Annotated in this window: 31 protein-coding genes; 2 read left to right on the top strand and 29 right to left on the bottom strand. The window is 43.3% G+C overall.

All coding sequences use genetic code 11. The annotated features are described in order from the left end of the window. Positions 1–5: 5 nt before the first annotated feature. The 28 genes from ACUN27_RS15150 to ACUN27_RS15015 form a co-directional block, all read right to left on the bottom strand. On the bottom strand, positions 6–2,702 hold the full coding sequence (locus ACUN27_RS15150) for a DNRLRE domain-containing protein (protein ID WP_445559149.1): 2,697 nt from the start codon (positions 2,700–2,702) through the stop codon (positions 6–8). Between the two features lie 36 nt (positions 2,703–2,738). Then, positions 2,739–3,002, bottom strand: coding sequence for a hypothetical protein (locus ACUN27_RS15145; protein WP_445559148.1), 264 nt, complete (start codon positions 3,000–3,002; stop codon positions 2,739–2,741). A gap of 6 nt (positions 3,003–3,008) precedes the next feature. After that, positions 3,009–3,569, bottom strand: coding sequence for a putative phage tail protein (locus tag ACUN27_RS15140; protein WP_445559147.1), 561 nt, complete (start codon positions 3,567–3,569; stop codon positions 3,009–3,011). Beyond that, positions 3,566–4,624, bottom strand: coding sequence for a baseplate J/gp47 family protein (locus ACUN27_RS15135; RefSeq protein ID WP_445559146.1), 1,059 nt, complete (start codon positions 4,622–4,624; stop codon positions 3,566–3,568). The genes ACUN27_RS15140 and ACUN27_RS15135 overlap by 4 nt, the downstream gene beginning before the upstream one ends. Next, positions 4,617–5,021 (bottom strand): DUF2634 domain-containing protein, encoded by a 405-nt coding sequence (locus ACUN27_RS15130; RefSeq protein ID WP_445559145.1) that lies wholly within the window; start codon positions 5,019–5,021, stop codon positions 4,617–4,619. The genes ACUN27_RS15135 and ACUN27_RS15130 overlap by 8 nt, the downstream gene beginning before the upstream one ends. 4 nt (positions 5,022–5,025) lie before the next feature. Continuing rightward, positions 5,026–5,373 carry a DUF2577 domain-containing protein gene (locus tag ACUN27_RS15125; protein WP_445559144.1) on the bottom strand — a complete coding sequence of 116 codons (348 nt, stop codon included), beginning with the start codon at positions 5,371–5,373 and terminating at the stop codon, positions 5,026–5,028. Continuing rightward, a complete protein-coding gene (locus ACUN27_RS15120; protein WP_445559143.1) occupies positions 5,370–6,350 on the bottom strand; it encodes an XkdQ/YqbQ family protein in 981 nt (326 codons plus the stop codon). The genes ACUN27_RS15125 and ACUN27_RS15120 overlap by 4 nt, the downstream gene beginning before the upstream one ends. Positions 6,351–6,359: 9 nt before the next feature. Further along, entirely contained in the window at positions 6,360–7,106 is a 747-nt protein-coding gene (locus ACUN27_RS15115; RefSeq protein WP_445559142.1) for a LysM peptidoglycan-binding domain-containing protein, read from the bottom strand. Beyond that, positions 7,096–9,114, bottom strand: coding sequence for a tape measure protein (locus tag ACUN27_RS15110; RefSeq protein WP_445559141.1), 2,019 nt, complete (start codon positions 9,112–9,114; stop codon positions 7,096–7,098). Before ACUN27_RS15110 ends, ACUN27_RS15115 begins: the two co-directional genes overlap by 11 nt. Positions 9,115–9,331: 217 nt before the next feature. Further along, the gene (locus ACUN27_RS15105) at positions 9,332–9,751 is read right to left on the bottom strand and encodes a phage tail assembly chaperone (RefSeq protein ID WP_445559140.1); all 420 of its coding nucleotides are present in this window, start codon (positions 9,749–9,751) and stop codon (positions 9,332–9,334) included. A gap of 26 nt (positions 9,752–9,777) precedes the next feature. Next, complete coding sequence (locus ACUN27_RS15100) at positions 9,778–10,245, bottom strand: phage tail tube protein (protein ID WP_445559139.1); 468 nt, start codon at positions 10,243–10,245, stop codon at positions 9,778–9,780. Between the two features lie 14 nt (positions 10,246–10,259). Beyond that, positions 10,260–11,573: a phage tail sheath family protein gene (locus ACUN27_RS15095; protein WP_445559138.1), complete on the bottom strand. Its 1,314-nt coding sequence runs from the start codon at positions 11,571–11,573 to the stop codon at positions 10,260–10,262. Next, positions 11,574–11,753, bottom strand: a complete 180-nt coding sequence (locus ACUN27_RS15090) for a hypothetical protein (RefSeq protein WP_445559137.1) — start codon at positions 11,751–11,753, stop codon at positions 11,574–11,576. Next, a complete protein-coding gene (locus ACUN27_RS15085) occupies positions 11,743–12,174 on the bottom strand; it encodes a phage tail terminator family protein (RefSeq protein WP_445559136.1) in 432 nt (143 codons plus the stop codon). The genes ACUN27_RS15090 and ACUN27_RS15085 overlap by 11 nt, the downstream gene beginning before the upstream one ends. Before the next feature lie 4 nt (positions 12,175–12,178). Next, on the bottom strand, positions 12,179–12,583 hold the full coding sequence (locus ACUN27_RS15080; RefSeq protein WP_445559135.1) for an HK97 gp10 family phage protein: 405 nt from the start codon (positions 12,581–12,583) through the stop codon (positions 12,179–12,181). After that, entirely contained in the window at positions 12,580–12,951 is a 372-nt protein-coding gene (locus tag ACUN27_RS15075) for a hypothetical protein (RefSeq protein WP_445559134.1), read from the bottom strand. The genes ACUN27_RS15080 and ACUN27_RS15075 overlap by 4 nt, the downstream gene beginning before the upstream one ends. Before the next feature lie 2 nt (positions 12,952–12,953). Continuing rightward, positions 12,954–13,319 (bottom strand): hypothetical protein, encoded by a 366-nt coding sequence (locus ACUN27_RS15070; protein WP_445559133.1) that lies wholly within the window; start codon positions 13,317–13,319, stop codon positions 12,954–12,956. Continuing rightward, entirely contained in the window at positions 13,306–13,497 is a 192-nt protein-coding gene (locus ACUN27_RS15065) for a DUF7210 family protein (RefSeq protein ID WP_445559132.1), read from the bottom strand. The genes ACUN27_RS15070 and ACUN27_RS15065 overlap by 14 nt, the downstream gene beginning before the upstream one ends. 21 nt (positions 13,498–13,518) lie before the next feature. Next, the gene (locus ACUN27_RS15060; RefSeq protein ID WP_445559131.1) at positions 13,519–14,562 is read right to left on the bottom strand and encodes a major capsid protein; all 1,044 of its coding nucleotides are present in this window, start codon (positions 14,560–14,562) and stop codon (positions 13,519–13,521) included. 16 nt (positions 14,563–14,578) lie between these two features. Beyond that, positions 14,579–14,950, bottom strand: a complete 372-nt coding sequence (locus ACUN27_RS15055; protein ID WP_326062738.1) for a hypothetical protein — start codon at positions 14,948–14,950, stop codon at positions 14,579–14,581. A gap of 21 nt (positions 14,951–14,971) precedes the next feature. Further along, positions 14,972–15,601, bottom strand: a complete 630-nt coding sequence (locus ACUN27_RS15050) for a phage scaffolding protein (protein ID WP_326062737.1) — start codon at positions 15,599–15,601, stop codon at positions 14,972–14,974. Positions 15,602–15,754: 153 nt separating this feature from the next. After that, positions 15,755–16,348 carry a hypothetical protein gene (locus tag ACUN27_RS15045; RefSeq protein WP_326062736.1) on the bottom strand — a complete coding sequence of 198 codons (594 nt, stop codon included), beginning with the start codon at positions 16,346–16,348 and terminating at the stop codon, positions 15,755–15,757. 117 nt (positions 16,349–16,465) lie between these two features. Then, a complete protein-coding gene (locus ACUN27_RS15040) occupies positions 16,466–16,600 on the bottom strand; it encodes a hypothetical protein (protein ID WP_445559130.1) in 135 nt (44 codons plus the stop codon). Next, positions 16,575–18,194: a minor capsid protein gene (locus ACUN27_RS15035; protein ID WP_445559129.1), complete on the bottom strand. Its 1,620-nt coding sequence runs from the start codon at positions 18,192–18,194 to the stop codon at positions 16,575–16,577. The genes ACUN27_RS15040 and ACUN27_RS15035 overlap by 26 nt, the downstream gene beginning before the upstream one ends. 26 nt (positions 18,195–18,220) lie before the next feature. Then, complete coding sequence (locus ACUN27_RS15030; RefSeq protein WP_326062733.1) at positions 18,221–19,663, bottom strand: phage portal protein; 1,443 nt, start codon at positions 19,661–19,663, stop codon at positions 18,221–18,223. A 23-nt stretch (positions 19,664–19,686) separates the two neighbouring features. After that, the gene (locus ACUN27_RS15025) at positions 19,687–20,928 is read right to left on the bottom strand and encodes a PBSX family phage terminase large subunit (RefSeq protein ID WP_326062732.1); all 1,242 of its coding nucleotides are present in this window, start codon (positions 20,926–20,928) and stop codon (positions 19,687–19,689) included. Next, complete coding sequence (gene terS, locus ACUN27_RS15020) at positions 20,921–21,760, bottom strand: phage terminase small subunit (RefSeq protein ID WP_445559128.1); 840 nt, start codon at positions 21,758–21,760, stop codon at positions 20,921–20,923. Before terS ends, ACUN27_RS15025 begins: the two co-directional genes overlap by 8 nt. A gap of 76 nt (positions 21,761–21,836) precedes the next feature. Continuing rightward, positions 21,837–22,061 carry a hypothetical protein gene (locus ACUN27_RS15015; RefSeq protein WP_326062730.1) on the bottom strand — a complete coding sequence of 75 codons (225 nt, stop codon included), beginning with the start codon at positions 22,059–22,061 and terminating at the stop codon, positions 21,837–21,839. A gap of 254 nt (positions 22,062–22,315) precedes the next feature. Here ACUN27_RS15015 and ACUN27_RS15010 point away from each other — a divergent pair, with 254 nt between their 5' ends. Together ACUN27_RS15010 and ACUN27_RS15005 are read left to right on the top strand one after the other, a co-directional pair. Continuing rightward, positions 22,316–22,888 (top strand): hypothetical protein, encoded by a 573-nt coding sequence (locus ACUN27_RS15010; RefSeq protein ID WP_445559127.1) that lies wholly within the window; start codon positions 22,316–22,318, stop codon positions 22,886–22,888. Between the two features lie 479 nt (positions 22,889–23,367). Beyond that, a complete protein-coding gene (locus ACUN27_RS15005) occupies positions 23,368–23,994 on the top strand; it encodes a CBO0543 family protein (protein WP_445559126.1) in 627 nt (208 codons plus the stop codon). Between the two features lie 251 nt (positions 23,995–24,245). Here ACUN27_RS15005 and ACUN27_RS15000 read toward each other — a convergent pair whose 3' ends face one another. Further along, complete coding sequence (locus ACUN27_RS15000) at positions 24,246–24,866, bottom strand: CBO0543 family protein (protein WP_445559125.1); 621 nt, start codon at positions 24,864–24,866, stop codon at positions 24,246–24,248. Positions 24,867–25,003 lie beyond the last annotated feature (137 nt).

The following is a 25,003-nucleotide window of genomic DNA, read 5'->3' as shown; positions in this document are numbered from 1 at the left end:
CGTCTTTATGCTAATGCTAGTGCGGTTCTTAAATCGATCCAGTGTTGGCCCTTACGGTTAATCGTTGTGTCTATGATAGGATCTGAAGACCAATTTGGAGCCGTCACGAATAACGCTGTATATATGTCCGTGATGGCTTGCCGCAGCTCGATCAGATGCATTGCCCTAACGTTTGTAGGAGATAGCCCGTTCCAATCTGTAATGGTCGAATCAGTCCAAACGACAGGAGCTAAGCCTCTAGCCTGACGTACTGCATTCACTTTAATTCTGATTTCATCCACTGTTCTCTTACTGATAGCGGTGTCTTCTGCTGCAATGGTAGTTGCCCAGGTAACCGCGGAAATTGTGAAGTTAACTACCGTGCTCCACATCCCCCACTCCTTTCCATCATTTGCCCTCGACCTTACGTACAAACTCCCTGTTCCTAAGTTGCTAAGCGGCGAATATGCAATAGCGGTACCCGAAGGTACAGTTGCTGCTGTGCTCCAATCCGAAGGCTTGATGGATCTTGTGGCATCTATAATAGTAGATGCAAAGGAGTTAGACGTACTTATTTGAATCTGAAAATCCGTCAATGTGCTATCGTTAGCGTCCGTTGGAGTTATTCTGAATTTTGGGCGTTGATTTAACACGCTTCCGCTTGGCGTTAGGTTGTTAATCGTCGAAACGGCATAGCTGTTTGTTGTGAATGTCGTATAGTTCAAAGTGCTTGTATTACTTGCATTATCTGTATATGTCACACCCCATCGATACTGAGTACCTGGAGTTAAACCAGTGAAACTATACGTTAGACCTACTACACTTTTGGGGAAGCCTGATTCCGTAACCCACGTGCTGCCATTCCATTTTTGAAGGGTTAGTGTTGTAAGTAAAAGGCCTGAACTGTTGGCTCCATCATTAAATGCAGACCAAGTGATACCATTTGAAGTTGCGTAAAGTATGCCGTTTGTTTGCGTTGGTGCTGCGGGTACTGATGCATCGTAATGAATAAAGGTAGGCACCGACTGGGTACCATTATTAACTTCGTCGTAGGCCCAGAAAACGACGGTATGATACCCATCACCTTCATATGCAGCATTGAAGTCATAGTACCAAGTACCACCGCCCGCATTTGAACAGATAAAAGGCCCAGACCATGCATTCTGTGCCCTATTTAGAATATAGGCGTCTACACGGTCAATAGCTACGTTATCCGATACACCCATAACCAGCATTCGCTGGGTTGCGTTCTTCGTGTAAACCCCGGGTGATACGCCGCCGATTGTTGGGGGAGTTGTATCCACCCCAAAATAAACGTTGTAGAATGTTGTATCTCCAGGGGTTCCGGTACCCGGAAGGCTATTTGCTCCCGCAGAATCGCGAACCATCATTCTTAAATAATAATTTCCGTCCGCATTGATCCACCCCGCCGGCATTTGCCAACTTCGAACATTACCCGTCAACCAACCGGTATCAGCTAGGACAGCATTGTAGGCACTATTAACTAACTGAATCCAGTATTGACTTTGATAGTCACCAGGGTCAGAATCGATGAAATTCCACTGTACAAGCGGCGTTTTTGTATTGATCCACGTATTAGCAGGTGGGTAAGTAATAATAGGTGCATTAGGCGGTTGGTTAGGGATAACATACGTAACCGTTATGTATGGAGGATTTCCACTATTCCTAGAATAGAAATCGGACATAACCCAAACATCTCGCTGTTCAGCGTCTGGTCTTAAGTAGACACCATAGTAACCTTGTGCTGATCCAATGAACCTAGATCTAAATGGTTTTGTAAATGGATATGTAAACCATGTTTCTGTTGTGGCTGCACCGAATGCTCCACCTCCAGCGTACGCCCCTTGTGCGATGATACTCACAGGACTTGCTTCGTTACTACCATTATACTGATACAAGTAAGTACCGACAGAAGCCAGACGTCTTTGTGAACCGTAGCTAGATGTCTTCGCGTTCAGGCTAGCAGATTTAAGTTGAGCATTTGCAGGAATAGTGCCCATATCCCAAAATAACAATCCGAATTTATAATAGTATTCATCGTAACCACCATCGGAATTGTAGTGGTGCGTATTTGCACCAATATTAACAGTTGGATTGTATGGACTTTCAATACCGTTTGATTCATTGACCGTATAGTCAGATGTGAAATATACGTTAGTAGAGACGATACTACCAATGGAATAATCAATCACGAGTTGTGGAGCGAATGATATGCCCCCACTATATTGCCTACTTGCAAAAGATTGATTATAACCAATACCACTTTGATAGTAACTAAGCATAAATCCCTGAAAACTAATCCTTTTTTGCATCATTGACGTAACGTTGAGATTTAGCCAGCTTCCATTAGTAGGAACGGTAATTTGCGCTCCTGCGGAAGTAGTATCATCAACAACGGATACCTGTGAGTAGCCATTAGAATAAGTAATTGTGGACTCATTAAAATCCGTAATGGCACTAATAGATACGGGTAAACTACTCCCCGCAGACACGCCATTCGGAGAACTAGCTGCATAAATTTTCAACGTAGCAGAAGTGATAAAAGCATTTGCAGGTAGTGCAGAGAAATCAAAGTTAATACATGGGTAAGCACTATATCCATCGTAGCTTAAAAGAAATGTTCCAAACGTACCATATGCTTGATTAACAGAGCCTGAATAAAGATAGGTATCCTTTACTGCTGTGAGCGTTAATGTAGGCAACTAATTCACCCCCTTTCTAAAAGCAACAACGCACAATTAAGGAGCGTATTTCATAGCTTGTGCAAATTTCGCATTTAAAAGTTGTAATGTTACGGCATGCATCGCTTGTGTCGGATCAGCGGGGAGCGTTACGCCTGTTCCCGTAAATACCGGGTTTTCCTTCGGAGCTCTTGCGGTTACTGCGACATCAATGATATCCATATTGTCATCTATGTAAGATTTTGTATTGAAGAATATCGACGACGGAGAACTCCGGTCGATCTTAATCAGTCCTAGATTTGGCGTCGTTGGATTAGCCATATCTAATCACCCCCATGAGAAATTATCGAGTGTTATTGCCTCGATTTCGTCTATCGTCATTGCCTCAACTTCAGTGATGCTGAGATATCGGAATTTATAAACTACCGCGAGATGTGCTGGGATGATCGCTTCGACTGCTGCCTGTACATCTGCGATATTCGGAGGCGCACCGATCACGCTTGAGAAGTTGATCGTAATTTGATAAAGAGCAGGTTGTGCCGTAACTTCAATCACGCCGTTTTCGTAACTACTGACGACCTTTTGAAGCAGCGCCATTGTCGTCGTGCCGTTACCTCGGATCTTAGACTTTATCACAGCACGTCGAATAGGATAGCTTTTCGAGATGTCTGTTTTGATCCCAAGCGCTTCTTCCCACAAGGACAACCCCCATGTCGATACATCGATTTTAGCCTGATCGAATACGTCGATAGAATTCATCTTCACCGCATCGAATTCGACACCTTCACTTTGCATCAGCGCCTGAGCCTCGTGAATGCCTGCGTACATTTCAGGCAATACACCAATCATTTGAACCCCTGAAGGGCTCCTGATTTGAATCTCACTCATGACAGATTCACCGTCCCGAGGACTGCCACCTGACCACTAAGGATCGTAATGTTACCTGTCGCCCCATTTAGTTGTAACGCCGTGTAGTCATCGACTCCTGCCACATCTAGCAACATTGCACCAAGCTTTGCATATAACACATTCGCATTGTCTATAAAGGCAATGCTTGCAAGATATGAAGAGATGACTGAAGCGAAATCCTCCTCAATCTGAACGATCGTTCGTGATCCATCACGCACGATTGTGCCTGTGATGTTCACCAATACACTCGTAGCAGCAACGACGTTCACATCAGCACCCACAGGCGCCACGCCTTCTCCGGTACCATCTGCCGGGGAAATATAGTCTTGCACAATAGAAACTAGTGTAGGGCTCGCTGGAAGTTTTTCAGCATCGATAATGATCACCTTCACTGTTCCTGGTCCATTCCATAGCGGGATAACCTGCGCCCCTCCTACTCCGTCCACCTCAAGCGCCCATTTGCGATAATCAGCTTTGTTTCCGCTCGTTGCAGGCAGACGCACGCCGAGAAAGAATCTAGTCCGATAATCGTCGTCGCTTTCTCTATCAACCCCCGGGATCAGAACGTCTGCGAGGGTAGCCACGACTAAACCATCCACGTAATCGATAGGAATCATAGTCCCAAAGTATTGATTGCCGATACTTCCCGACTGCTCACATTCTAGCTCAAACTGCCCTGAAGTAATCCTCAATATAGCTCTGTACGTAACGCCTGATATCGAGAAGCGACTACCGATAGGCACATTAATTGATACGCCAGACTGACCTGTGAAAACGGCCTTGCGGACTGCATACGTAGCCTGATTACGTTCCTGACCAAAAGGCTCTGTCAATAAGTCGAGGTTATTGTCCGATGCTGTTTGCGGGAAAACTTCTTTCAGTTGTCTATCGAGATTCACATAGATCTCGGATAACTCTAAAGCAGCAGGAGCTAAAGCATCATAGATAATACTCCCCGGCCGTTTGTCGATGTCGTCAGGAACAGCCAAAAGCATTCGCTGTAAGATAGCGCCGTATGTTTGAGATTCATACAACTCCGCTCACACCTTTCTCTGTTTGATAACTTCCGTATTGTGAGACGACTGTGAATTCCGCAAGAGCTGAATCCCCTGTGATCATTACTTTCATATCCTGAACATCCGTGATGCGGTCGTCCTGCATAAGAGCCTCAGTGATCCTACGCCCTAATTCAGAACGAATTAACCCGCTATTCACGCCAATTAATGAACCATACTCGCTGCCGTAATCTGGTCCATAAATCAAGTATTCGAATCGTTCAGTACCAAGGATCTTGTGAACAGCCTGCTTGACTGCTTCTAGTCCTTCAGTCGTCCCAACGATCCGACCATTTTCTAAATCCATCCTGTATGTTCTACTTGGCTGCTGTGACTGCTGCAATGCAGCATTAGTCATGCCCCCTGTTGGGATCATTTCTTCACACCACCCTATCGAAGATTAAATATTGATTGCCGCCCTGCAGTCGGAATAAGATCACAACGTCGTCAACTTCAAGCCCCTTTCTGATGATGAGCTCTTCAGTTAATGCTGGTCCGGTTGTCCCTCCGCTGTAGTTGTGCGTATGGTTTACCGAGATCTTATACTCCACTAGACTCTCAGGAATAATTAAAAAGTCCTCGTCGAGTGAGAAACGCTGATCAATGGTTACCTCGAGAGGACTTGTATTTGACACGACTCCGAATATGATCTCGACCGGAGAACCGGCTCGCACAGCTCCGACGCCTGCTGATTTTATGACATTTGCTAATAAGCCTATGTTTTTCATCCGTACACCTTCAAATTTAGTGACATCGTATGTTCTTCGCCTTCAAATCTGTGTTCGCACTCATCGACGAGATAGGACTCGTTGATACCTGCTTTCTGGATGTTTACCGAGAGTTTACAACCGGCACGCACGCGGATATCTCCAAGAGCTGAGATAGAGAAGGTTCTCGTCTCGCGGTTCTTTAGCTGCGACAGTGTCGTCAGGACTTCATTAATCTGCGCCTTATTCAGTCCATCATCGAGTTTTTGATAGTACTGCAGCCGGCCCCACTTTTCAATGTTGTTGCTGTCCTGAGCGATATACACATCACGACCTGTGACCTTGCCTTTTTTGTTCTTAATATCCTGTACAAGCTTGATCCTGTTATATGTATCCGAGTCGATGGATCTCGATGTTAAGTAATCATATACAAGACTTTGATCCCCTAGTGACAGATCAATCGCTAGATCCTCAATCTTCTTAATTGTGAGCTCACCGAAGTTATCGAAAAACACATATGATTTACCGGTTGAGCGTGTCGTGTCCGCAAGAGCATTCACAATGATGTCGAATAGCTTCTCTCCGTCAGCAACGATCTTTGGAATGGCATATGATGTATCCGCAAGTTCACTAGAAACTTTCAGACCCGAATCATTCGCAATCTTCTTAAGCACGTTCGTCGCCGTCGTATTCTTGAACACATAAGTATCAGATCCCATCAGGTACCGTGTCTGATCATAAGCAGTAACCTTGACTGCCTCATCTCGGCCACCATCAATCTTAAACACATAACCATAAAACACAGGAATGTCGTTCAGTGTAACCCTCACAATATCCCCGTTATTGATTTGGAAATTCGTGCTTTCATATATCCCGCCGCTCAGGAATGTGAAATCTACACTCGACGCCTTTCCAATCCTAACGGTTCTATAGTTGATGGATGACACCGGCAAATCCCACACGTTACCGTTTCTATTGTCAACTAGTACCTGCAGCACACTATCACCTCACAAGGCCGGCAGTTTTATGACGCTACCTACTGTAAGCTTCGCCGCTGCTGCATCGCTAAGGCCGTTTAGTTTTTGAATATCTTTATACCGGGAACTATCCGGGAGACCTGAACCATCCGTGTAAAACATCATTGCGATTCTGGACGGTGTATCACCCTGCCGAACCGTATATGTCGACGGTCTGATCCGCTCGTCCGGTCTGCGCGCTGACATCGGAATGATAACTTGAGCACCGGTTTTATCCGTCTTTACCTCTGCTTTCCGAGCTGCGTAAAAATTGTACTCCCTGAAGCTGATGTCGAACTCGAGATCTCCCGAATCTCCTGCTGATTCCTTCCATTTGAATTTTTCAATGGATACAGGAATGTTGAGCTCCTGCCCTATGAATCCCTGAGCAGCTAGAGCCGATTCATAATGACCGGCGTAGATGAACCTTACAGGTCGTTTAGTCGCCATCCAATTTTCTATAGCTCGAACATAGTACATCGGTTCATAGAGAACGTTGGTTGCAAGGAACGGATAGAACTGAGCCGGGAAGATCCCGCTGAATGAGATCTCCCGCAGCTTCGGACCTTTGATGACGTTAACCTCGCCTCCTCGGGATTCAGAACGACCGTCGTTAGCTCCTACGATGTCGTAGGTTTTGCCGTTGCTGCCGCCGCTCATCTCGAGGCTCTCAGGATTTACAGGGAACTGAAAGCCCTCTTGACTGTTGTTAAAACTCAGATTAATACTATAGGCCATCTTCGATCACCCCATCCATTGAAGAGTTCATATGCGTTTCAAGAGCTACAGCTAACATACCCGCCATGTCCTCGACGCTGCCCTGTTGGTGATAGTGGTTATCCCCTGTGACCTGAACTGTTGGCGTCAGAGTGACAAAGTTTTGAATTGACTTCATCTCAGCTAATTCACGCATTGCTTTCAGATCCTCATTCGAGATGTCGACCGTATCGCCGATCTTGCCAACTTCACCGACTTTCTTGATCTCGCCTGTTCCGTCGAGTCCGAACGATCCCTTGAGATCCGGAAGTTGTAGCCCATTAAATAATGATTCCCCCGCATTAAACGCGCCCATCGTAGCATTCGCAAGATCCATTGGTTTCATTTTCATCCCAGATAAATCTTTTACCGCCTTATTCGTCGTCGGTGCATTCATGGACTTAAAAACAGAATCTAGCGCATCACTTACGCTGTGCACATTCTCTTCGTCGAATAACTTCGCCGGCTTGATATCCGTATTAAGAATCTTATTTGATAGTTCAGCAAGTGCATTCAGTCCCTTAATCCCTGCATTAATCGCCATCGTGAAGAACTTCATAAAGCCGCCACTAAAACTCTCGATGCCTCTTAGCATATTTACCATTACACCGCCGAACGTCTGGGCTAGATCATAAAATAACTTTTGTCCGGCATATACCGGATCAACCCAAACGTTAACAAAAAATTCAACGAAGTCCACGATGATATTCCACATTAGAGCTATAGTGTTCCACACCACGCCGCCGAGAAACGTGAATAGACCGGCAACGAATCCGATGATCTGGCCGAACGTCACGCCCCAAGACATAATAAGAGCAATTAACCCACCGATAGCCGCTGCGATGAGTAGAATCGGCCATGTAGCCTCAATCCATGCGATCATAGCTTGTACACCCATGATCGAGAATGCTACACCTAAAGCGACGAGCGCACCTACGACGATATTTGAGTTATTCATCATGAAATTAATAGCAGCACCGATGATTGTCAGTAGCTTATTTGCTAATCCTGCTGCTACGCTGATTGTGTTAGACATACCTTCAAAGAACTTTTTCCCATTATCGCTATTCAACATCCGGTTCATTCTTTCAATGACTGGACCAAAATTCTGAAAAATTTCGTTTTTCATGAGCGTCATTGCATCACCGAACGTCATCGGCATTGTAGCGAATTTTTTATTGATGTCGTCTGCTGCCGTGAATAGTGCGTTTTTAATAATATCAGCTGTAATCGTACCATCTGCTGACATATCTTTAAGCTGTCCTTTCGACTTCCCGGTAAACTTGGCGATCGCATCGGCCAACATAGGAGCGTTCTCCATGATCGACCTAAACTCATCACCTTGCAGCTTACCTGACGCCATGGCCTGCGTAAGTTGATACATGCCAGCTTGTGATTCTTGCGTAGATGCCCCAGACACTTTGAAAGACTTCTGCATAAGCTCAGAGAACTTCAAGACCTCGCTATTCCCCGTGAAAGCATCACTGGCCAATAGTCCAAGTTTAGCCACCGCATCAGCCATCGTGACATAATCACCGCGCGATCTGTTTGCCGCTTCGAATACCTGCGCTTGAAGTGCTGCAGGATCTTGTCCATTATTGATGATCCTAAGCCTTGCCTGTGCATTGACATAATTGTCCGAAGCCTCTACCGCCTTCTGGGCCGCTGCAAATGCGAGGTAGGCGATTAACATCTTATCAATGTCGCTGCTCATCCCCTGCGTATGTCTGCGAGACTGCGCCAATCGTTCATTATTCCTGTTCGTGGCGTTTACTAGATTTCGTTGACTTTCTAGTGCGCGTTGTGAATTCGCCGCCACTTGTTCTGTAGCAGCTACAGCAGATGTAAGAGATTCAGAGCCGTATGTCGCGTTTAGAACTGATTGTAATCGACTCGCAGCCCTTGCAGTCGAATTCATCGCTCTTGTTGCGTTCATCATCGTTGAACTGAAGTTATCAAATAACCTGAGTGTCGCCTCAACTGTTGCCATAACCTAATCCCCATCCGAAGTTACTTCAATTTTTTCTTTTCTTTCGACTCATGCTTCGCTGCAAGACCGATAGACGCAAAAATAAAGGCCCTTTCAGTCGCCGGCCTTGAAAGAATTTCATGCGGCAACTTCTTGAGCCTGTGTAAAGCGTAGTGAAGAAGGTTGGCGGTTGGATCAGGATTAATATACTCGCCCTCTTCGTTCCAACCGCCATCAATTAGTTTTTTGCTTCTTCCACCAGTTCATTCATATCTCGGTCGAATCCATTAATTTCCTGCACTTTGATAATCAACTGAGCATATTCACCTGACAGTAGCATCTTCTTCACAAGTGCTTCAGCACCAAGAACCCCGTAGGATTGTTGTAGCTCCGCTGCTTTTAAGTTAGGGAATACCACGCTCGCAACAACGAGTTTCGCGATATACTCGGTCTGGTTAATTTCGGACTGAGTCTGACCTTTCACCCTAGTCACCTTCGTTGCCGACTTCCGGATTACATCGTTCTCTTCCTCCGTAATGGATTGGATTACCCATGGTACTGGCTTGCCTTCTTTGTCTTTGAAGCGCGGAGACACGATGAAATCCTCTTGAGTCTTTACCTCAACGTTCCCTGCAAAAAACACACTGATATCTGACATATGAGTACCCTCCGTTTAAATGGTTATTATTGGCCTAGTGCGGGTGAAGCGAATTTATCTGGCATATCCCAGTCGTCGAATGTGAATGTAACTTCTTCTTCAAGCGTCTCGGCATCAACATCGAGTAAAGCGACTGTCAGCTCATCGATGTTGACGCCTTTCACAACGGTTGTCTGTGTTCCGATAGTGGAAGAAGGATCTTCATTCGAGATTTGAATATCAAAGTAGGTATCAATACCAAGCTTCGTATACTGCAGCATGAGGTCGCGAAACTTGGACGTGACAAAATAGATCGTCATCGACCCGGTACCCGCGTAACCGTTAGCCTTGTTTTGCGTGCCGTTCTTACCGAGGGTTCTAATCTCTTTCTTGTTCTTCTTGACCTTCGCCTCGAATTTCTTCACGTAGAACATTTCTTCAACAACTCCACTAATCGTCGCATAAGCGCGCCCAGATTGACCGGAAATTGTATCTTTCGCCATTAAAAAAGACATCTATATCACCTCACCTATTTTACTAACACGCGGTTGTAAATTTTTTCGATGGAGTCAACCGGCTGAACCGAGTATTCGCAATAAACAGCATCAGCATCGCCACCTTGAAGGACAGAGATGTCAGTCTGAGAATTGAAGTTCTGAATAGCATTGAGCGCCTGCAGTGACTCCAAGTAATTCACATATTCATTCTTCAAAAGGTTGCGCCCGTCTGCGTTATTGTCGACCTTACCGATGTAATAATTATCATTGATCGTTTTCAGGTCGTTGTTAATAGCATCAAGAACGCGCACGACACGGTTCTTCGAAAAGCGTTTATCTTTTGTCGGAGAGAAGCTTGTAAACGTATTGATATCCTGCTCGACGACCGCTTTCCCTTGATTCGGAGTGAATACGAACTCACCACTCAATAGAGCCGCCTCAATCTGCGAATTAGTATAGCGAGGGCTGACATCGACTGCACCGTCATAAGCCTGACGAGTTAGGGATGTATTGACCTGAGCAGAAGCTGTCGCGCCTGCCACCCATGCAACCGCCTGAGCTGCTGTAATAGTCGCGCCTGTCGCCAAGATCACGCCATTTTTAACACTGATTACACCTTCGTAATCTGCATCAGGGTAGTTCTCCAATACGACCTGAATTTTTGTCCCCTCGTCATCGCGCAGGCGCTTTGCAAAGGATACATACAGAGCTTTCAGTGTCGGATCTGTGGAAGTCAATGCAAGCGTGCTGAAATCCTCAACTTCAACAGCAGTTAGGAAGTCTGTATGGTCTCCATTGATTACGACGCCATCAGCACCGCCTGCTAGAGCTATACCCGCATTAGTTGTCAGCGATCCTGTACCAGACCAATCGATCCATGAATTCGCTACAAGCCCGGAGATCGCGGACACGGTTTGTTTGTCTGCCTGTACAGCATCAACTAGCGTTACAACGTCAAACTTCGAAGCATCATCGATGTTAACCGTCACAGCTACCGTGATGTCATTACCTCGTAAGCCGCCATATTTAGCCGTTGCTGTCAGATTGCCAAGTGTTGCGGTCGCCTTAGTACCTGCATTTAAACGGTATAGTAAAAGTTTTTTAGCACGCTTCAGTGCCTCGTTAATAAGCAGCAACTTCGAATCTGCGATGTCATAACCAAGCAATGTTTTCAGGTTGTCACCTGCGTTAATCTCGATCACAGTCTTTGAAGAGCCCCAACTTAGAGCGAGTGAGATCGCCACGATACCCCGAGCACCCAAAGCGCCTACTGTACCACTCGTCAGAAAATCAAAATAACTTCCTGGCCGAACTTTATTTTGAGCTGTAAAAGTTCCTCCTGCCATTTACTGCACTTCCTTTCTTACAAAGTCATCGGCGATCTCTCGCACCTGATCTTTGGTATATGTTTTGTTGTCGTCCAGTAATGCGCGAAAGATATCTTTCTCTAAACCCGTGTAGGATTTTGATACAAGAAATTGCTCTTTCGTGAATTCAGGCTGGATGCTTTTTTCCTTAGTCGCCACCTAGATTCCCCTCCCGTTCAATCTTCTGCATCTTATCGACCGGCTCTTTTTCAAGGATCACCTTGACAGAGAAGTTGATGAAAAAGTGCAGGACGTCGTCGACAATCTCGTACCTCAATCCGTTTGACCTCACTAGTCCATAATCCGTTGTGACATATCTCAGAGGCTCGAATAGGCTCTCAGCAATCGTTCTGCAATCTGCTTTCGGCACGAGGCTGTCCCTGTCAGGAAAGTAATGCACGTTGAAAAGCATGTTGCGACTTGATCGTCGGTTATATCCCGGAGCCTGCGCTGTATCTAGCTGCATAACAAAAAAAGCAGGCTGGGAAAAGCCCTGCTTTATCTGCTCTGTATAGATCGGGACTGTGGAATCAATCTCACTCAAGCGAGCAACGATACCATTCAAGATTTGATCTTCCATCAACTTACCACCTTAAATGCTCCTTTATAAACTGCTCCAGCTTTCTTTCAAGAATAGCAGGCAATTCCCTCTCCAATTCCTCAATGGAAGTAGTAAGCATAAACCGTCCTTCGACCCATCCTTTATGATCTTTCGTTCTATGACCATACTCAACGTACATCGCATATTCAACAGGATTAATTATCTCTATTTGAATTTGAGAGCCTACACGTTGAATGGGTCCAATCGACCAACCTCTTCGCAGTTCACCCGTGAGAACTGGAGTGCGAGCTACAGTTTTCGCAAACAAGCGACTCACCAACTCCTTTAAGCACTCTTCCTGGAAAGCAGGGGCATGCTCTCGAAGTTTGTCCAATCCATTCTTAAAATTCAGAAGCCCCGAAAAATCAAAATCTCCAAGCCTGGTCATGCTCGCCCCACTTGTTTTAACAAGATCTCTTGATGTGTGGCGTATCGGAATGGCTCGCCTACTTGCTCAAATTTCAAGTCCATTCCATTTTGTAGGACCCGGATCTCGCAGCCTGCTGTTATTGTTACCTCAGGAGAAATGAACAATTTCGCATCGAATCCGATTGTATTATCCGTTTCAGTTTTACTAGAGCTAGCAAGAGTAGTTTGTGATAGCCCGCAAGGTTCGTCTTCAAAAAGATTAATCCTCTGCTGTCCAGTTACATGTGTAATCGGATGTTTAACTGTTTGAAAAGTCGTAACAGTGCAAAACCCCTCATATGTGCTCTCAATTGCCGCACGCTCTGCAGCAACGTTACCGAATGCCATTGTTACCACCTCAGTTTCCTAAATGCTGCTAACTGGCTTTCATATGCCTGGACGAATGAAGCTCCCGGCCCAGCCTTAATGTTAGGCTTAACAGAACCGAAGGTGGTTGTAACGTCCCCGCGTTTAACGCTCTGCACAGCAGATGTAGCATCAGAAAAATCAGCTGCATATTTCGTCCTATACTGATCCTCTGCAATTTGGAGAACTACAAGTTCCAACTCAATTGGAATCACTGAGATGTTACACCAAGTAAGAACTCCTTGAATTACTATTTCGATCGTAAAGGTTAGCCGCTGCTCTTTACTAATATCCTCAACTGGAATCCCTAGCAGCTCTTTAAGTTTGATTACAAAATCATTGGTCGTCATCGTCATCCTCAATCGTAGCTGAACCGGCAATTACACCATCTTTAACGAGAGCTGCTTTATCCTCCGCAGGAATGTCTAATTTTTCTCCAGCAGAATAGTAAGCACCTCGATATTTAACATTTTGCGTGAATTTAACTTTAACGGTCTTTGGCTTTTCTTCTTGGGCCTTAGTCGTCATCCGAAAAACACTCCCTCTTAATTAATTTACTTTAGCAATAAAAATTTGATCGATTCGTTCAAATGAAGGCAACGTAATCGCAGATACAATGGTTTCAACGTTTACCGGATGCGGTTCTTTAATAGTAGTAATAGCAACACCGGTATTAACAATGGATACATCAGCGGTAGTACTGCCCGACATTAAATCGGATTCCTCTGGTGTGGTACCGAAGTACGTATTCCCAAGAGCTCCCTCTGGAATAAGAGTGAAATAATCATCAGGGTAGAACAAGTTGCTACTGCCGTCTTGTAGACCAAACTTCTTGTTGTATACAGCGATCGATACACCAAGTTTATTTTGAAGATACTGCTTCATGAGAGCATCAGTCATAATAATGTTCTGGCCACCAAGTGGATTCATATCCAAACGAATAGCCGTATTTTTAAGAATATAATTCCATGTCTTACGCGTGCTAATTCCGTTTAAAGGACGTACCCCTGTTTCATCTTCAACCGTATCCTGCCATGTTTTGATATCCCCTACAATATCTGCTGTTGGATCACTCCATTTATCCGTGCTCGTTAATGTCACCTTGTGGTTAGCCGGCATCTTGTAGTCGTAGTCATAGTTCAATCGATTAGCTACAATGCTAATCTTACCTGTTGAGAGAAGCTGCATGATCATCCTCTCTGGATTTACTAAAGCTCCACCGACCAAGTTAGTTACATCATCATAGATATTGTTAATCAACGGCATCAGGTAGCTTTCATTATCACTAGCTGCTAACCGATTCAGTTCTTGACGATCCTTTTCACCAATACGCATGGCTTCACGGAAGAAAGGCATTTCAGTTTCAATTTTCTTGAATCCAATTCGATCACGGAGAGTTGCCTTAGCATCAAACGCGGAAGGTAGCAATGCAACAGGCAAACCTTTTGAACCTTTAATCCATTTGAGATCTAGTCCTAGTTGTTTCTTTGCCGGAAACAAGGTAGCACCTAGATAAGGAATGGCATTTGAAGTGTTCGTCTCGAAATAAGTAGCAATATTCTTAGCATTAACTAAATCAAAAATAGTTGGCATCTTGTTCATTTCCCCCTTATTTCAAAAACGTAATTTGATTAAGTGCTGCAATTTCCTCAGGTGCTGGTGGTGTAGGAAGTTTGGCTAAATCAATAAATCCATGGATGAGCATGGCTCCTGCAGCAGGTCCATAAGTTACGTCAACGTCAGTAAATAACACCCCTTCAGCGTTGGAAACACCTGTCGTTGTTACTGCCTTTTTCGCTTTCTTCGTCTGATCTGTTAAAATGCCATTGCCAATAATCGTGCCAGCCGGGACTATCTTCTTGCCGTCAGCATTAGCCACAATCCCCGTGTCATCCACCATCACTGCAAGATTTACGTAATGGTCCGGAAATTTCAAGATTTCCTTCTTGTTGTTTGTAAAGATCGTTTCTGTGTATTTCATATCTACACTACCTCCATAGAATTATTGAAAATATGAATCCCTGGCCTTATCTAATGCTTCACCTTGTTTAGCTACCTGTTCAGCCAGGCGCTTTCCAATATTGCTCTGATCATCTCCACTACCACCCCCTTTTTCTCTTCCATCTGCAGGAGCCACTCCCTTAAACTGTTGCTGACCCGACTTTTCAGGAACAAACAAAAAAGCCTTGCTCGTTTGCAAGGCTTTCACTTGTTCTTCGAGTCCAGCTTTCACATTGCCGGCATCGTCGAGCTCAACTTTATTTTTGTCCAATAATCCTATTACCATCTCAGGGTCATGTACCTTTCCAGCCAGGGCCATTTTAACAGCTGTAATTAATCGGAGATCTTTTAAATCAGCTTCATATTTATCTGATGCTGTTTTATTATCAGCTTGCAACTGCTTAATCTGATCTTGAAGAACATTGTTATCCCCGGCTGATTTACTGAGCGCCTCAAGCTGTTTATCTCGCTCTTTGAGAGTGTCTTCCGCTGTTTTCTTGGCATCATTCACTTCTTTAAACCTGTGTTCAGGCACCCAGCCTCTATAGTTTGTTTCTACACCTTCAACAATTGCAGTAATTTGGGCATCAGAAAGCCCCTGAGCTTTTAGCAATTCTTTTAGCCAACCCATCTTTGATCATCCTCACTTATTGTTCCGGTTGTGTCCGGTTTAATGAATTACCTAGTTTTAAGCCTAGTGGCATGGCAGTAGAAAAAGGACTCCTGAAGATTCAGGAATCCTAAATAATAAAGATATTATATTTAATAGAAAAGCAATTAAATGCTAATCATTATATAATGGAACAATATTATTAACACAAAACGTATATGCAGCTCTACACATTTCAAGATTTGCATTCCTAACCGTCTTATTCTTTTTTCCTACTAATCCATTGGTAACTCTTAAAGAATATACTCCATTAAATAAGCCCTCTTGATAAGCTGTGAGTACCCCTTTTTTCCCTTTGATATGATAATCATGGTCATCTCTATAGAATGAGAAACAAAATTTATCACCTTCAGACATCCACATGTCAGCTCTGTCTCCTGCTAATGTTTTAGTCCATTCTCCTACTTTTTCAGGTCTCACTTTCTTCTCAGGCGGTGCTTCTTCCTTACGCTCATCCTTCTCATCATCATCTCGCTTCCTTTTCTCCCCCCTATCTCCACCTGAAAGCCCAGGCATTGTAGGAACTCCAGAAGTAGATCGTTGAACGGTGGTCGCTGCAAAATTTGATTTCATCATTTGAGCAACAGCTCTATTACCTATAGTTTGCTGAAGGGCAGCAATGTTAGAATTAGCTAAAGGTGTGCTTAAATTTAATGATGAGGGATTTGTGTTCTTAGTTTCTTCTCTCTTCTGAAGTTTACTATACATTTGGTGTCACACCTTTATTTAGTATTAGTAAGTAAACTATATCATGATATTGGAAATTATTGATGTTTAATTTGCCCGTTTCAAATAAATAAGCACTCTCGCAAATGGAGAGTGCTGCTAATTCTTACTATCTTTTTTATCAGGTTCAACCGGTGCCAATACCTTCTCGAAATACTTCTCAAGGAAATCGGGTGCCTTCGGATCAAGTTCATCCAGGTAGCTTTCATCAAAACCGCCGATCTGTTTTTGCATCTCCGAATTCTTCTCCATAAACCCACCCCAATTCTGTAATGATTGCTTGCATAAGGAGAAAGTCAAAATATTCTCTTTGTGCTGATGATGACATCATAGCATACTCCTTGTTAGTTTGTAAGCCGGCTGTTACCTTAGCACCTTGTTGCATCATAACATCTTGGAACACCATAGCGGATACTAAGATCCCTTGAGTAGAAACAAATGAAACTCCACCATCATGCCCGACAGCTATTATATTCAATAGTGAGGGATACAGAGAGAAGTTCCTTATATCTTTCACATTTATTCTAGTTCCGCGGGGATGGTTGTGTGTCAATGTAACCGAGTTGACCGGTGAATTGAGCAGCATCTCATGGATCTCCGGAGAAAATACTACTTTATTAATTTCTCCGGTCGCACGCCCAATCTCTGTACCGACTTTGTCCATGATTACCATGATTTCCTTACCTTCTTTGAATCCTTGCCGTGCAATACTTCTATTTACATCGGCAATCTCATCTAATACTGTTTCAGGTGTGGCAGGTAAATCAACGTAATATGAAGCTTTTGGATTGTACCTTCTATTGAAGCCTTCACCTGCAGGCTCTTTCATTTCCCCAGTCACATGCTTTTTCTCCCACTCCGGGTAAGTCATGTCACCAGGGACATTATAAGTCTTGCCATCATCATCCCTAGCTGCCCGCTCTTTCACGTTGTCTTCATAATATGGAATATCAACCGTCCTGCAGCGTGCATGAAATGGAGCGCAGTTAAGCCCTGCCTTGGCTTCCGACACCAGAAAGATGCTACCGTCCATTGTCCTACAAATATCCGATGTCCGCTTGTCCAAGGTTGCCACATTTCTATATTTCTCAACGTTTAGCTCCACGTAAGAAGCCCGGCGTGAAGCTCCAGAGAAATATGCTGACTCAGTAAGGATTAAAGTTTCAGCTCGTGATCGAGATACTCCCATACGCTCAGATAGACGATTAATCATCAAATCTGATGAATCCCCTCGAATCAGTCCTTGCGTCAAAGTTGTTTGAAGCTCATGGATCAGCTTGCTACGGTCACCCCAAATTCGTTGACTAAAGTTACTACCATCCGGAGCCCAAGGTGTAGCAAGCACGCTTTCAATCTGCTGAGTATTTAGCTTTGCAAAACTTGCCCCAATCCCTACACCCTTCTGTAATTCGAATATGTTCTGATAGTAACTATCCTTATAAATGTCACCTAATAAACTCGAAGCTCCCGTTTGGCGTTTAGCGGTGAGTAATTCGACTTGTTGCCTCATTTGTAGCTGCAATGACTCTAATCGACTCATACGGACGCGAATACTCGCATTTTCTAGTTCCTTCATCCATCGTTGATCAATGGCATTTTCACGGCCAGCTTTGATGTAATCCTCAACAGACCATTTAAATTCCTTTAGCTCCCCAGCCTTAAGCATTTGACGAGCAGTCGCCAGATCTACGTCATTGTTTTTAGCAAAACGTTGATAGAACACATTAATATCTTTTTGAATAGAGGCCATTGCCTTTCCGTATTCACGTTTCATGTTCTGGATATAAGCTTCACCTTTCGCAAGCTGCGCTTCGTTCAGCTGTTCCATTCGCTGAGCCCAATACTCTGCGGACCTCATGATGATTCACCTGTAATTTTAGCTTCATAGGCAAGATCATCCATTGTTTTCTTCCGATCGGCTTCCAGTCTCTTTATTTCATCCTGAGGATTGGTCACCCACGGATGATTTGCAACAATCGTCTCTTCTGAAATAACACCTACGCTGTTCTTTGCATTAGTGATAGTATCCATTTCATTGATGAGGATATCCCGGTTTAAAATGAAATCAACTGATTCCTCGGAGAAGTCACCTTGACCGCTATTTGCTAGATGCGTATCAATAAACCATCGAAGCTGCTCCAGGCTTGCTTGAAATTCTGTTTCTATATCATTGGCGTCCAGGTCCAAGTCTTGATATAAAAATTTTAATGCAATGCCACTCGGGCTATTTCCAAACTTATCGGACTGCGTATCTACGCCGCGTCCGAATTCATAAATATCTTTTCGATTCATATCTTGATGTGTTTTATAAGCTTCGGTATTGATGTCTAAGGAGAGCGTGTCAACTGCCCCATCATCCATAACTTTTACCGCACGAAACACTGAGAGATTACGTCGGAACTCGCCGAGATCTTGTCCATCATAGTTTTTAATGACATAAACGCTGTTCGGTAAATCATCCAGATTGTTCGAGTTATCACTTTTCTTGCGATCGTAATCATCAACCAAAGCTTGAATGAATTTGACCAAAGGCAGCTCGTCTTCATGGTATTTGAAGCAGACAAATGGAACTCGGGCCCAATTTAACGGAATCTCTTCGTCTCCTTCAACTAATGTAAAGTGGGTCCCATTATCGACCGAATCAAAGTCTGGTGACATACCAACACCATCAAGAACGTATCGCTTAACACCAGTTGTATCCCAGAACTCAATTTTCTTGATTACTTTCTTCGTTTTACCCTCATACACCTCAACCTCGTAAACTCTAATAAGTGCATCCAGCTCGGTGTGAGCAGCATCCCTCCAAAGAGGAATGCATTCCTCAGCCGGGATTCTCTTAAGTGATAGCACGCCTGCAGGACTGTAATAAATATGGACCCAGGCTTTCCCCTTATTAATTGCTTCTCGGCCAACAGATTGTAATAAGCGCAAAAAAGACTTATTAAAGAATTCCTTTAACAAGTCTTCATAAGCTGTATTTTCTGTTTGAATGCTCAATGGTTTACTGAGTAAATAGCCGACCTTCTGATCAACCAACTTTCGGACAAAACCATGCGGCAGTTTGTTGTTTGCTAGATTGACTGCTTCAATTAAGGCGCCGCCTTCACCAATCGTCATCCGCTTATATTTTAAGACATCATTATCTAATCCATAATACTGCTGTCCGATTAACATCAGCTTGCGCAGCGGATCCTTCTGCCAATCACTAATTTCCTGATGAATGATTTCTTCGATAGTCATGGCAGAAGCAGCGCCAGCACGGAGAATGGCGGCAATATTCTGCATTTCCGGTGTCACAATATATTCACCTCCAAACATTATTAATCAAATGAAACTCCTGATCCCTTGCGAATCTGCTCCATGGCATAGCGTAGTGCATCCATCGCATGGTTAAAATCATCAATTGGTCTATTTAAGAAACGCCCTGTTTTGTCCTGATCCCACACGTAACTGGACAATTCTATGCTGACATTGGGACAACGGAATTTGTGTACAATGATTTCATACTGCTGAAGATACTGGATACCGTTTATTACACTGTCCGGTCCTTTTTCCGCAGCACGAATCCGATTAATCCCATAACCCCTAATCTCATCGATGGACTTAGGCTCCGAAGAATCCGCAATAATCTTTTCTTTCGAGTAGTTTTTCTTCTTGATGATATCTGCAATTTTGTCATTGGTCAGAGCCCCCTCGTAGTGTTCATCAAAGATGTAGATCTTCTTCAATTCCTTATTAACCAAGGCAGCCACAAAAGCACTCGGGTCATTGGTATACCCAAAATCCAAACCGAATATGGCTTTGTAACCGGGTAGCTTAGCGATGTCACGCCATTCAAACTCTTCTTCACACCAGTTCTCAAAGATCGCGCCTTCCGCAATCCCCCAGTTACCCTCACCTTCAACGCGGTAACGTTTCGGCTTATGTTTCCTCATCCATTCAAACAATTCCCGGTCGTCGTCTCCCAGGAACTCATTGCATTGAAATGTAGTTGTTAGGGCTAGCGTATTAGGATTTGGCACATCAAAAAAACGTTGCTTCAACCAATGGCGTTCATTCCACGGGTTAAAAGTCAGCGTTAATTGTTTGAAATACCCTTCTGGCAACTCACCACGGATAGACATATCGATCTTATCAAAGTCATCCTCGTTTAATATCTGGTAGGCTTCTTCAAACCAAGCCCAGCACAAATAGCCCGTATCCACCGTTATCGAAGTGATGGACATCGGGTCATCTAGGCCGCGGAATAAGATCTTCTGGCCGGTCGGCTTATATGTAGCCTCGAGTGGGCTTTTCTTAAACTGCCAAAGGTGAGCAACACCTAAACGACGAGTAGCCCATTTAAGCTGAGCAAACGTAGAATCTTTATGTGTATTGAACGTTTTCCGAATAACGAGTGTGTTTGCAAGCGGCAGCTTCATCATGTGATAAATGTGCCATAGCGCTGCCGTAACACTTTTCTTTGAACCACGGCCACCTTTAATAACTCGGTACCGACCGCGAAACCGCCAGAAATCTACATAACCCTTGCCTATGGTCTGCTGCAAGCTTACTTCACTCATGCAGGTCATCCTTAAATACGACTGGATCAATAATATTGCTATTGTTCAAAGTGTTAACTTCGGCTTGAAGCTTTTGAATTCGAAGATCACGCTCAGCGTCTACAAATCTGTTCTTTAATTCAATGGCCTTTAACTTCTTATCCTGGACCCTAGTCAATGCTTCCTCCAGCCGAAGAAGGTCATCGATTACCCTGATATCTGATTCCTCAATCTTCGTAGTAACCAGCTTATCTATCGGAACAACCACACTCTTGGTTTGACCTGTCTTATCATCATGTACAGTCTGAACATCCTTCACGGTGATTCTCTCCTGAAGGACCTTTCGCTGCTTTTCTGATAACGCGTTACGAAGATTCTGGATCCGCTGCAGCATGCGTCGTTCCCTAATAGAAAGAAGTGTGATTGCTTCATCCGCTTGTCTAATCGGATCAGTCTCAACCTGGCGTGCCAGCTCTTGCTCATCTTCTTCAAGCGTATCCATCCAAATGGATTCGAACTCACCGGTGGTTACTGCTTTCTTGTTTCCCACTGGGCCGCCAGTTCCTCCGCGGTTACCAAGAGCATTTTTACTCCCTTTCGGAGCTCCACCTTTATTACCAACGGCATTCTTATTTCCTAAAGGAGCACCTATCCGTTTAGTAACGTTACCATTCTTTTCATTAGTAACGTTACCTTTTAATGAAGCACTCCATTTATCCTGGCTCTTCCATTTCCGTATCTGAGTTTCTCCAAGTCCGAGCTCTGCAGCAAGGTCTTTGAGTTTCAACTTCCCGGTACTCTCGAGCCAAATCTGTTTGGCTTTGTCCCTGTCAGGACTACGCTCTCTTGGCATTACATATCACCCACCTCCGAAATAAAAGATCGAAAATAAAAAAGAGAGTCAATTTGACTCTCACAATTAATGGGTACTACTGCTCTTTTTGAAGCTCCAAATCAATCTCAATCAGCTTCTTCAGATCCTCAACCGACTTGATCTCGATTCGACCATCCTGAAAGTCCTTCACCCAGCGAGCAATGCCGGCTTGTATGATTTTACGATACTTTGACTTGGATTCCAGGATGCCTTCAATTAATGCTAACTCATGCTTAAGTAGCAATTCTTCATTTTCTTTGTTCGTATTTTCATCTTTCAATTGCGAACACTCCCAACATTCGTTAAAATGAATAGGAGATCGTGTGTTCGTATAACCGTGGCCACGGCAAACATGATCTCACCGGGAGTGTCCGGTACCTAAGGAGGACGTTAGCGCGTCCTTCTTTTTTATTTAAAGAAAACTACCAAATTAAAGAGGCGTCTTCATACTGGTCTATAACCCTGACAATTCGCATTGATAAACATAGAATACAGAGCAAGAAATTTTACTATGTTGATAGGAGATGGCGAATGATGCAGAAACAACGTATTGCCGGAAAGTTCACCAGACTTATTAAACTTCCCAAAAGTGCAGGAATGCCAAAATGCGAAGCAATGAAGCTGTACCGTGCGCAGCTGAGAAAATACCACAATACGAGATCTGGCAACTTTATTACCCAACGCACGGTTTCGATCGGGACCGATAATTCCTGGTTCAATGCCCAGGTCATTAACCGTGATCCTGCATGGGTGTCCGTTCCAAATGCCAATTACGTCTGGTATTCAGGCAATTTGAACAGTGAGAATGCTATTATTTCGACTCGCTTCACCCTTTCGCAGCGCAGAGCTATTCTTAGCGCCTCCCTCTTCCTATCCGTCGACAACTATGCCGTTGTGATCATCAATGGTGTGCCACTCGTTTTTGACGGACCGCAAAATACGCCGTCTTTCTACAACACCGGCCGTACCTTTGACGTCATTAACTTTGTAAGACGCGGACGCAACGATATCGTCATCATCGCCTTCAACTTCGGCGGACAGCGCAGTGCAGCTAATCCTGCAGGGGTTGCGGCCAGACTTGATTTGAGACTGAGCTCCTTGCTTTAATGATGGAAAAAGCCGGGCCATCCTTCGGATGGAACCCGGCTTTTTTACATCAATTAACGTTCGTCGCCACGTAATCTGCCGAGCCATGCATGCATCTCCAGTGTTGCACCACAGTGAATGAAAGGTTAAAGCGTTCTTTCATGTTAGTTCAATGGATAGCACGAAATTTATGCATCTTCTGCTCGATCTAAAAGAACAGGCTCAATACCTGTCCAATCATAAAAACGTTTCTTAATAACATCGCATTAAAAAACATCAACTCACCGGGAGTGTTCCGGTTCCTAGGGGACATTAGCGCATCCTTCTTTTCTCATTAAGGGTTTGATCGTTAAATTGCCTCAAAAAAGCTGCTGCTTAAATTTTTTTGAAGTTCTAGTTATCACATTGTTCCTCCATATTCTGTGTATGCTGATACATACACATCAGCATATTTGGTTAAATTAAGTAAAACTACACAATGACAAAAGGCGGGAACTGAATTGGGAACTGATCAATCCAATAAATTTGAACAAATACATAAATTACATGAACGACTCTCAAATGCTACAGCAGATTATTGGGTTGCCTACTCTAATTTAAATACTTGGCAGTTCTGGCTTCTTCTTTTCTTAATAATACTGCCGTTAGTTGCCCTGTACTTCTTGATAGATAGAAAAAAGGTATTCCTTATTGGGTTCTTTGGATTCAACATTCATGTATGGTTTCATTATGCAGATGCCATTACTGCAACTAATGGATTTATTGATTATCCATATAAAGTGATTCCCTTCTTATCTTCAAGTACGGCCTTGGATATTGCATTAATTCCTGTTACATCCATGCTTCTTTATCAATGGATTGTAAACAATAAAAAGAATTTTTACTTATATGCTACAGCTTATTCTTTTATTGCATCTTTTCTATTCAAACCTGCATTGGTGACTTTTGGCCTTATGAAACTTTATAATGGGATGAACTTCTTTTATATCTTTCTGATTTACATTCTAATTTTTGTTATATCAAATTTGATAACTAATTTTTTCATGTATCTACAAAGAAAAAATGATTACCCACTAGAAAATATGAAAATGAGCAGACTCTTAAGTATAAAGAAAAAAGCAAGATAACTACGCCTACCCAAATGGCTCTCACGCGAGATATGGTCACAAGCCTAAATTTTGAGCTGTGGCCTTTTTACAGTTCCACCATGCTCTATCTCTCATCCGTTCATGCGCTATTTAAATGAAATTCATGCAGCTTCTGCCCGAATTAAAAGAATAGGCTCAATCCCGGTCAACTCATAAAACCGCTTCTTAATAACATCAAAGACAAAACCACTCCTACCAATGGAGTGGTTTCTTTGGATAGGACTTGTCTTTTATCGTACTTTTTCTTTTTTGCGCAAAAAATTAAAGTTATACTCCCGTTTAACATTTGCATCCGATTTGGTTTTTTCGAAATTACTCATTGTACTTATCCAGAAAGAGATTAAAAAAATTGAAGAATGAATAAAGAAATCATATGTGTGACGCCAATCTTTTGGGTTGTAAAAATGAAGTTTTTCAAAAATAGGTTCTAAAATAAACGCACCTAATAAACCAAAAACAATTGCTTTTATAAAGGGATTAATATTGGGTTTCAATTGAATAAAAAACATGACTGCTACAGGTAATATGCACCAATCAAAAACAATATCCAACACAGGAAAAAAAGGAATTATTGTAAAAGGGTATGACCATTTTCCTAACGATAAAGCGACGCTCTCTATAACAGTAGAGAGAAGCATAGAGGTAAAGCCTGCTAAAAGTAAACGACCCATGCTTTCTTTTTTTCCAAACATAAACCAAAGTGCCCACGGTATAATGATTAATGCAATTCCAAGCCACCATGTCCATGTAAATAAAAATGCGTTCTTTATTGCACTGCTCGTCAAACTATTTGCTTCATATATTTTTTGATACCCTTGCTCAGCTTGTTGTAATCCTTCCTCGATGCTCATTTTACTTTCATCTCCCTGATTCTTTCAATTCCATACTTAATATTTATTTATGTATGATATCTTTATCTTATCCAGTTGGTTTAATGTTCAATCAATCTCCTTATAAAATCTTGCTTTCTTAAAAATCCTTCAATTCT

It is taken from the genome of Paenibacillus sp. WC2504 (assembly GCF_052682475.1).
Note: the sequence above shows the minus strand (reverse complement) of the source record. Positions and strands in the feature narration are given on the sequence as shown.

What these genes read in the sequence shown, in the direction of transcription:
- ACUN27_RS15145 (WP_445559148.1), bottom strand. Translation starts at nt 3,002, where the DNA reads ATGGCTAATCCAACGACGCCAAATCTAGGACTGATTAAGATCGACCGG.
- ACUN27_RS15140 (WP_445559147.1), bottom strand. Translation starts at nt 3,569, where the DNA reads ATGAGTGAGATTCAAATCAGGAGCCCTTCAGGGGTTCAAATGATTGGT.
- ACUN27_RS15130 (WP_445559145.1), bottom strand. Translation starts at nt 5,021, where the DNA reads ATGATCCCAACAGGGGGCATGACTAATGCTGCATTGCAGCAGTCACAG.
- ACUN27_RS15125 (WP_445559144.1), bottom strand. Translation starts at nt 5,373, where the DNA reads ATGAAAAACATAGGCTTATTAGCAAATGTCATAAAATCAGCAGGCGTC.
- ACUN27_RS15115 (WP_445559142.1), bottom strand. Translation starts at nt 7,106, where the DNA reads ATGGCCTATAGTATTAATCTGAGTTTTAACAACAGTCAAGAGGGCTTT.
- ACUN27_RS15110 (WP_445559141.1), bottom strand. Translation starts at nt 9,114, where the DNA reads ATGGCAACAGTTGAGGCGACACTCAGGTTATTTGATAACTTCAGTTCA.
- ACUN27_RS15105 (WP_445559140.1), bottom strand. Translation starts at nt 9,751, where the DNA reads ATGTCAGATATCAGTGTGTTTTTTGCAGGGAACGTTGAGGTAAAGACT.
- ACUN27_RS15100 (WP_445559139.1), bottom strand. Translation starts at nt 10,245, where the DNA reads ATGTCTTTTTTAATGGCGAAAGATACAATTTCCGGTCAATCTGGGCGC.
- ACUN27_RS15095 (WP_445559138.1), bottom strand. Translation starts at nt 11,573, where the DNA reads ATGGCAGGAGGAACTTTTACAGCTCAAAATAAAGTTCGGCCAGGAAGT.
- ACUN27_RS15085 (WP_445559136.1), bottom strand. Translation starts at nt 12,174, where the DNA reads ATGGAAGATCAAATCTTGAATGGTATCGTTGCTCGCTTGAGTGAGATT.
- ACUN27_RS15080 (WP_445559135.1), bottom strand. Translation starts at nt 12,583, where the DNA reads ATGACCAGGCTTGGAGATTTTGATTTTTCGGGGCTTCTGAATTTTAAG.
- ACUN27_RS15075 (WP_445559134.1), bottom strand. Translation starts at nt 12,951, where the DNA reads ATGGCATTCGGTAACGTTGCTGCAGAGCGTGCGGCAATTGAGAGCACA.
- ACUN27_RS15070 (WP_445559133.1), bottom strand. Translation starts at nt 13,319, where the DNA reads ATGACGACCAATGATTTTGTAATCAAACTTAAAGAGCTGCTAGGGATT.
- ACUN27_RS15065 (WP_445559132.1), bottom strand. Translation starts at nt 13,497, where the DNA reads ATGACGACTAAGGCCCAAGAAGAAAAGCCAAAGACCGTTAAAGTTAAA.
- ACUN27_RS15060 (WP_445559131.1), bottom strand. Translation starts at nt 14,562, where the DNA reads ATGCCAACTATTTTTGATTTAGTTAATGCTAAGAATATTGCTACTTAT.
- ACUN27_RS15055 (WP_326062738.1), bottom strand. Translation starts at nt 14,950, where the DNA reads ATGAAATACACAGAAACGATCTTTACAAACAACAAGAAGGAAATCTTG.
- ACUN27_RS15050 (WP_326062737.1), bottom strand. Translation starts at nt 15,601, where the DNA reads ATGGGTTGGCTAAAAGAATTGCTAAAAGCTCAGGGGCTTTCTGATGCC.
- ACUN27_RS15045 (WP_326062736.1), bottom strand. Translation starts at nt 16,348, where the DNA reads ATGTATAGTAAACTTCAGAAGAGAGAAGAAACTAAGAACACAAATCCC.
- ACUN27_RS15040 (WP_445559130.1), bottom strand. Translation starts at nt 16,600, where the DNA reads ATGCAAAAACAGATCGGCGGTTTTGATGAAAGCTACCTGGATGAACTT.
- ACUN27_RS15035 (WP_445559129.1), bottom strand. Translation starts at nt 18,194, where the DNA reads ATGGAACAGCTGAACGAAGCGCAGCTTGCGAAAGGTGAAGCTTATATC.
- ACUN27_RS15025 (WP_326062732.1), bottom strand. Translation starts at nt 20,928, where the DNA reads ATGAGTGAAGTAAGCTTGCAGCAGACCATAGGCAAGGGTTATGTAGAT.
- terS (WP_445559128.1), bottom strand. Translation starts at nt 21,760, where the DNA reads ATGCCAAGAGAGCGTAGTCCTGACAGGGACAAAGCCAAACAGATTTGG.
- ACUN27_RS15010 (WP_445559127.1), top strand. Translation starts at nt 22,316, where the DNA reads ATGCAGAAACAACGTATTGCCGGAAAGTTCACCAGACTTATTAAACTT.
- ACUN27_RS15000 (WP_445559125.1), bottom strand. Translation starts at nt 24,866, where the DNA reads ATGAGCATCGAGGAAGGATTACAACAAGCTGAGCAAGGGTATCAAAAA.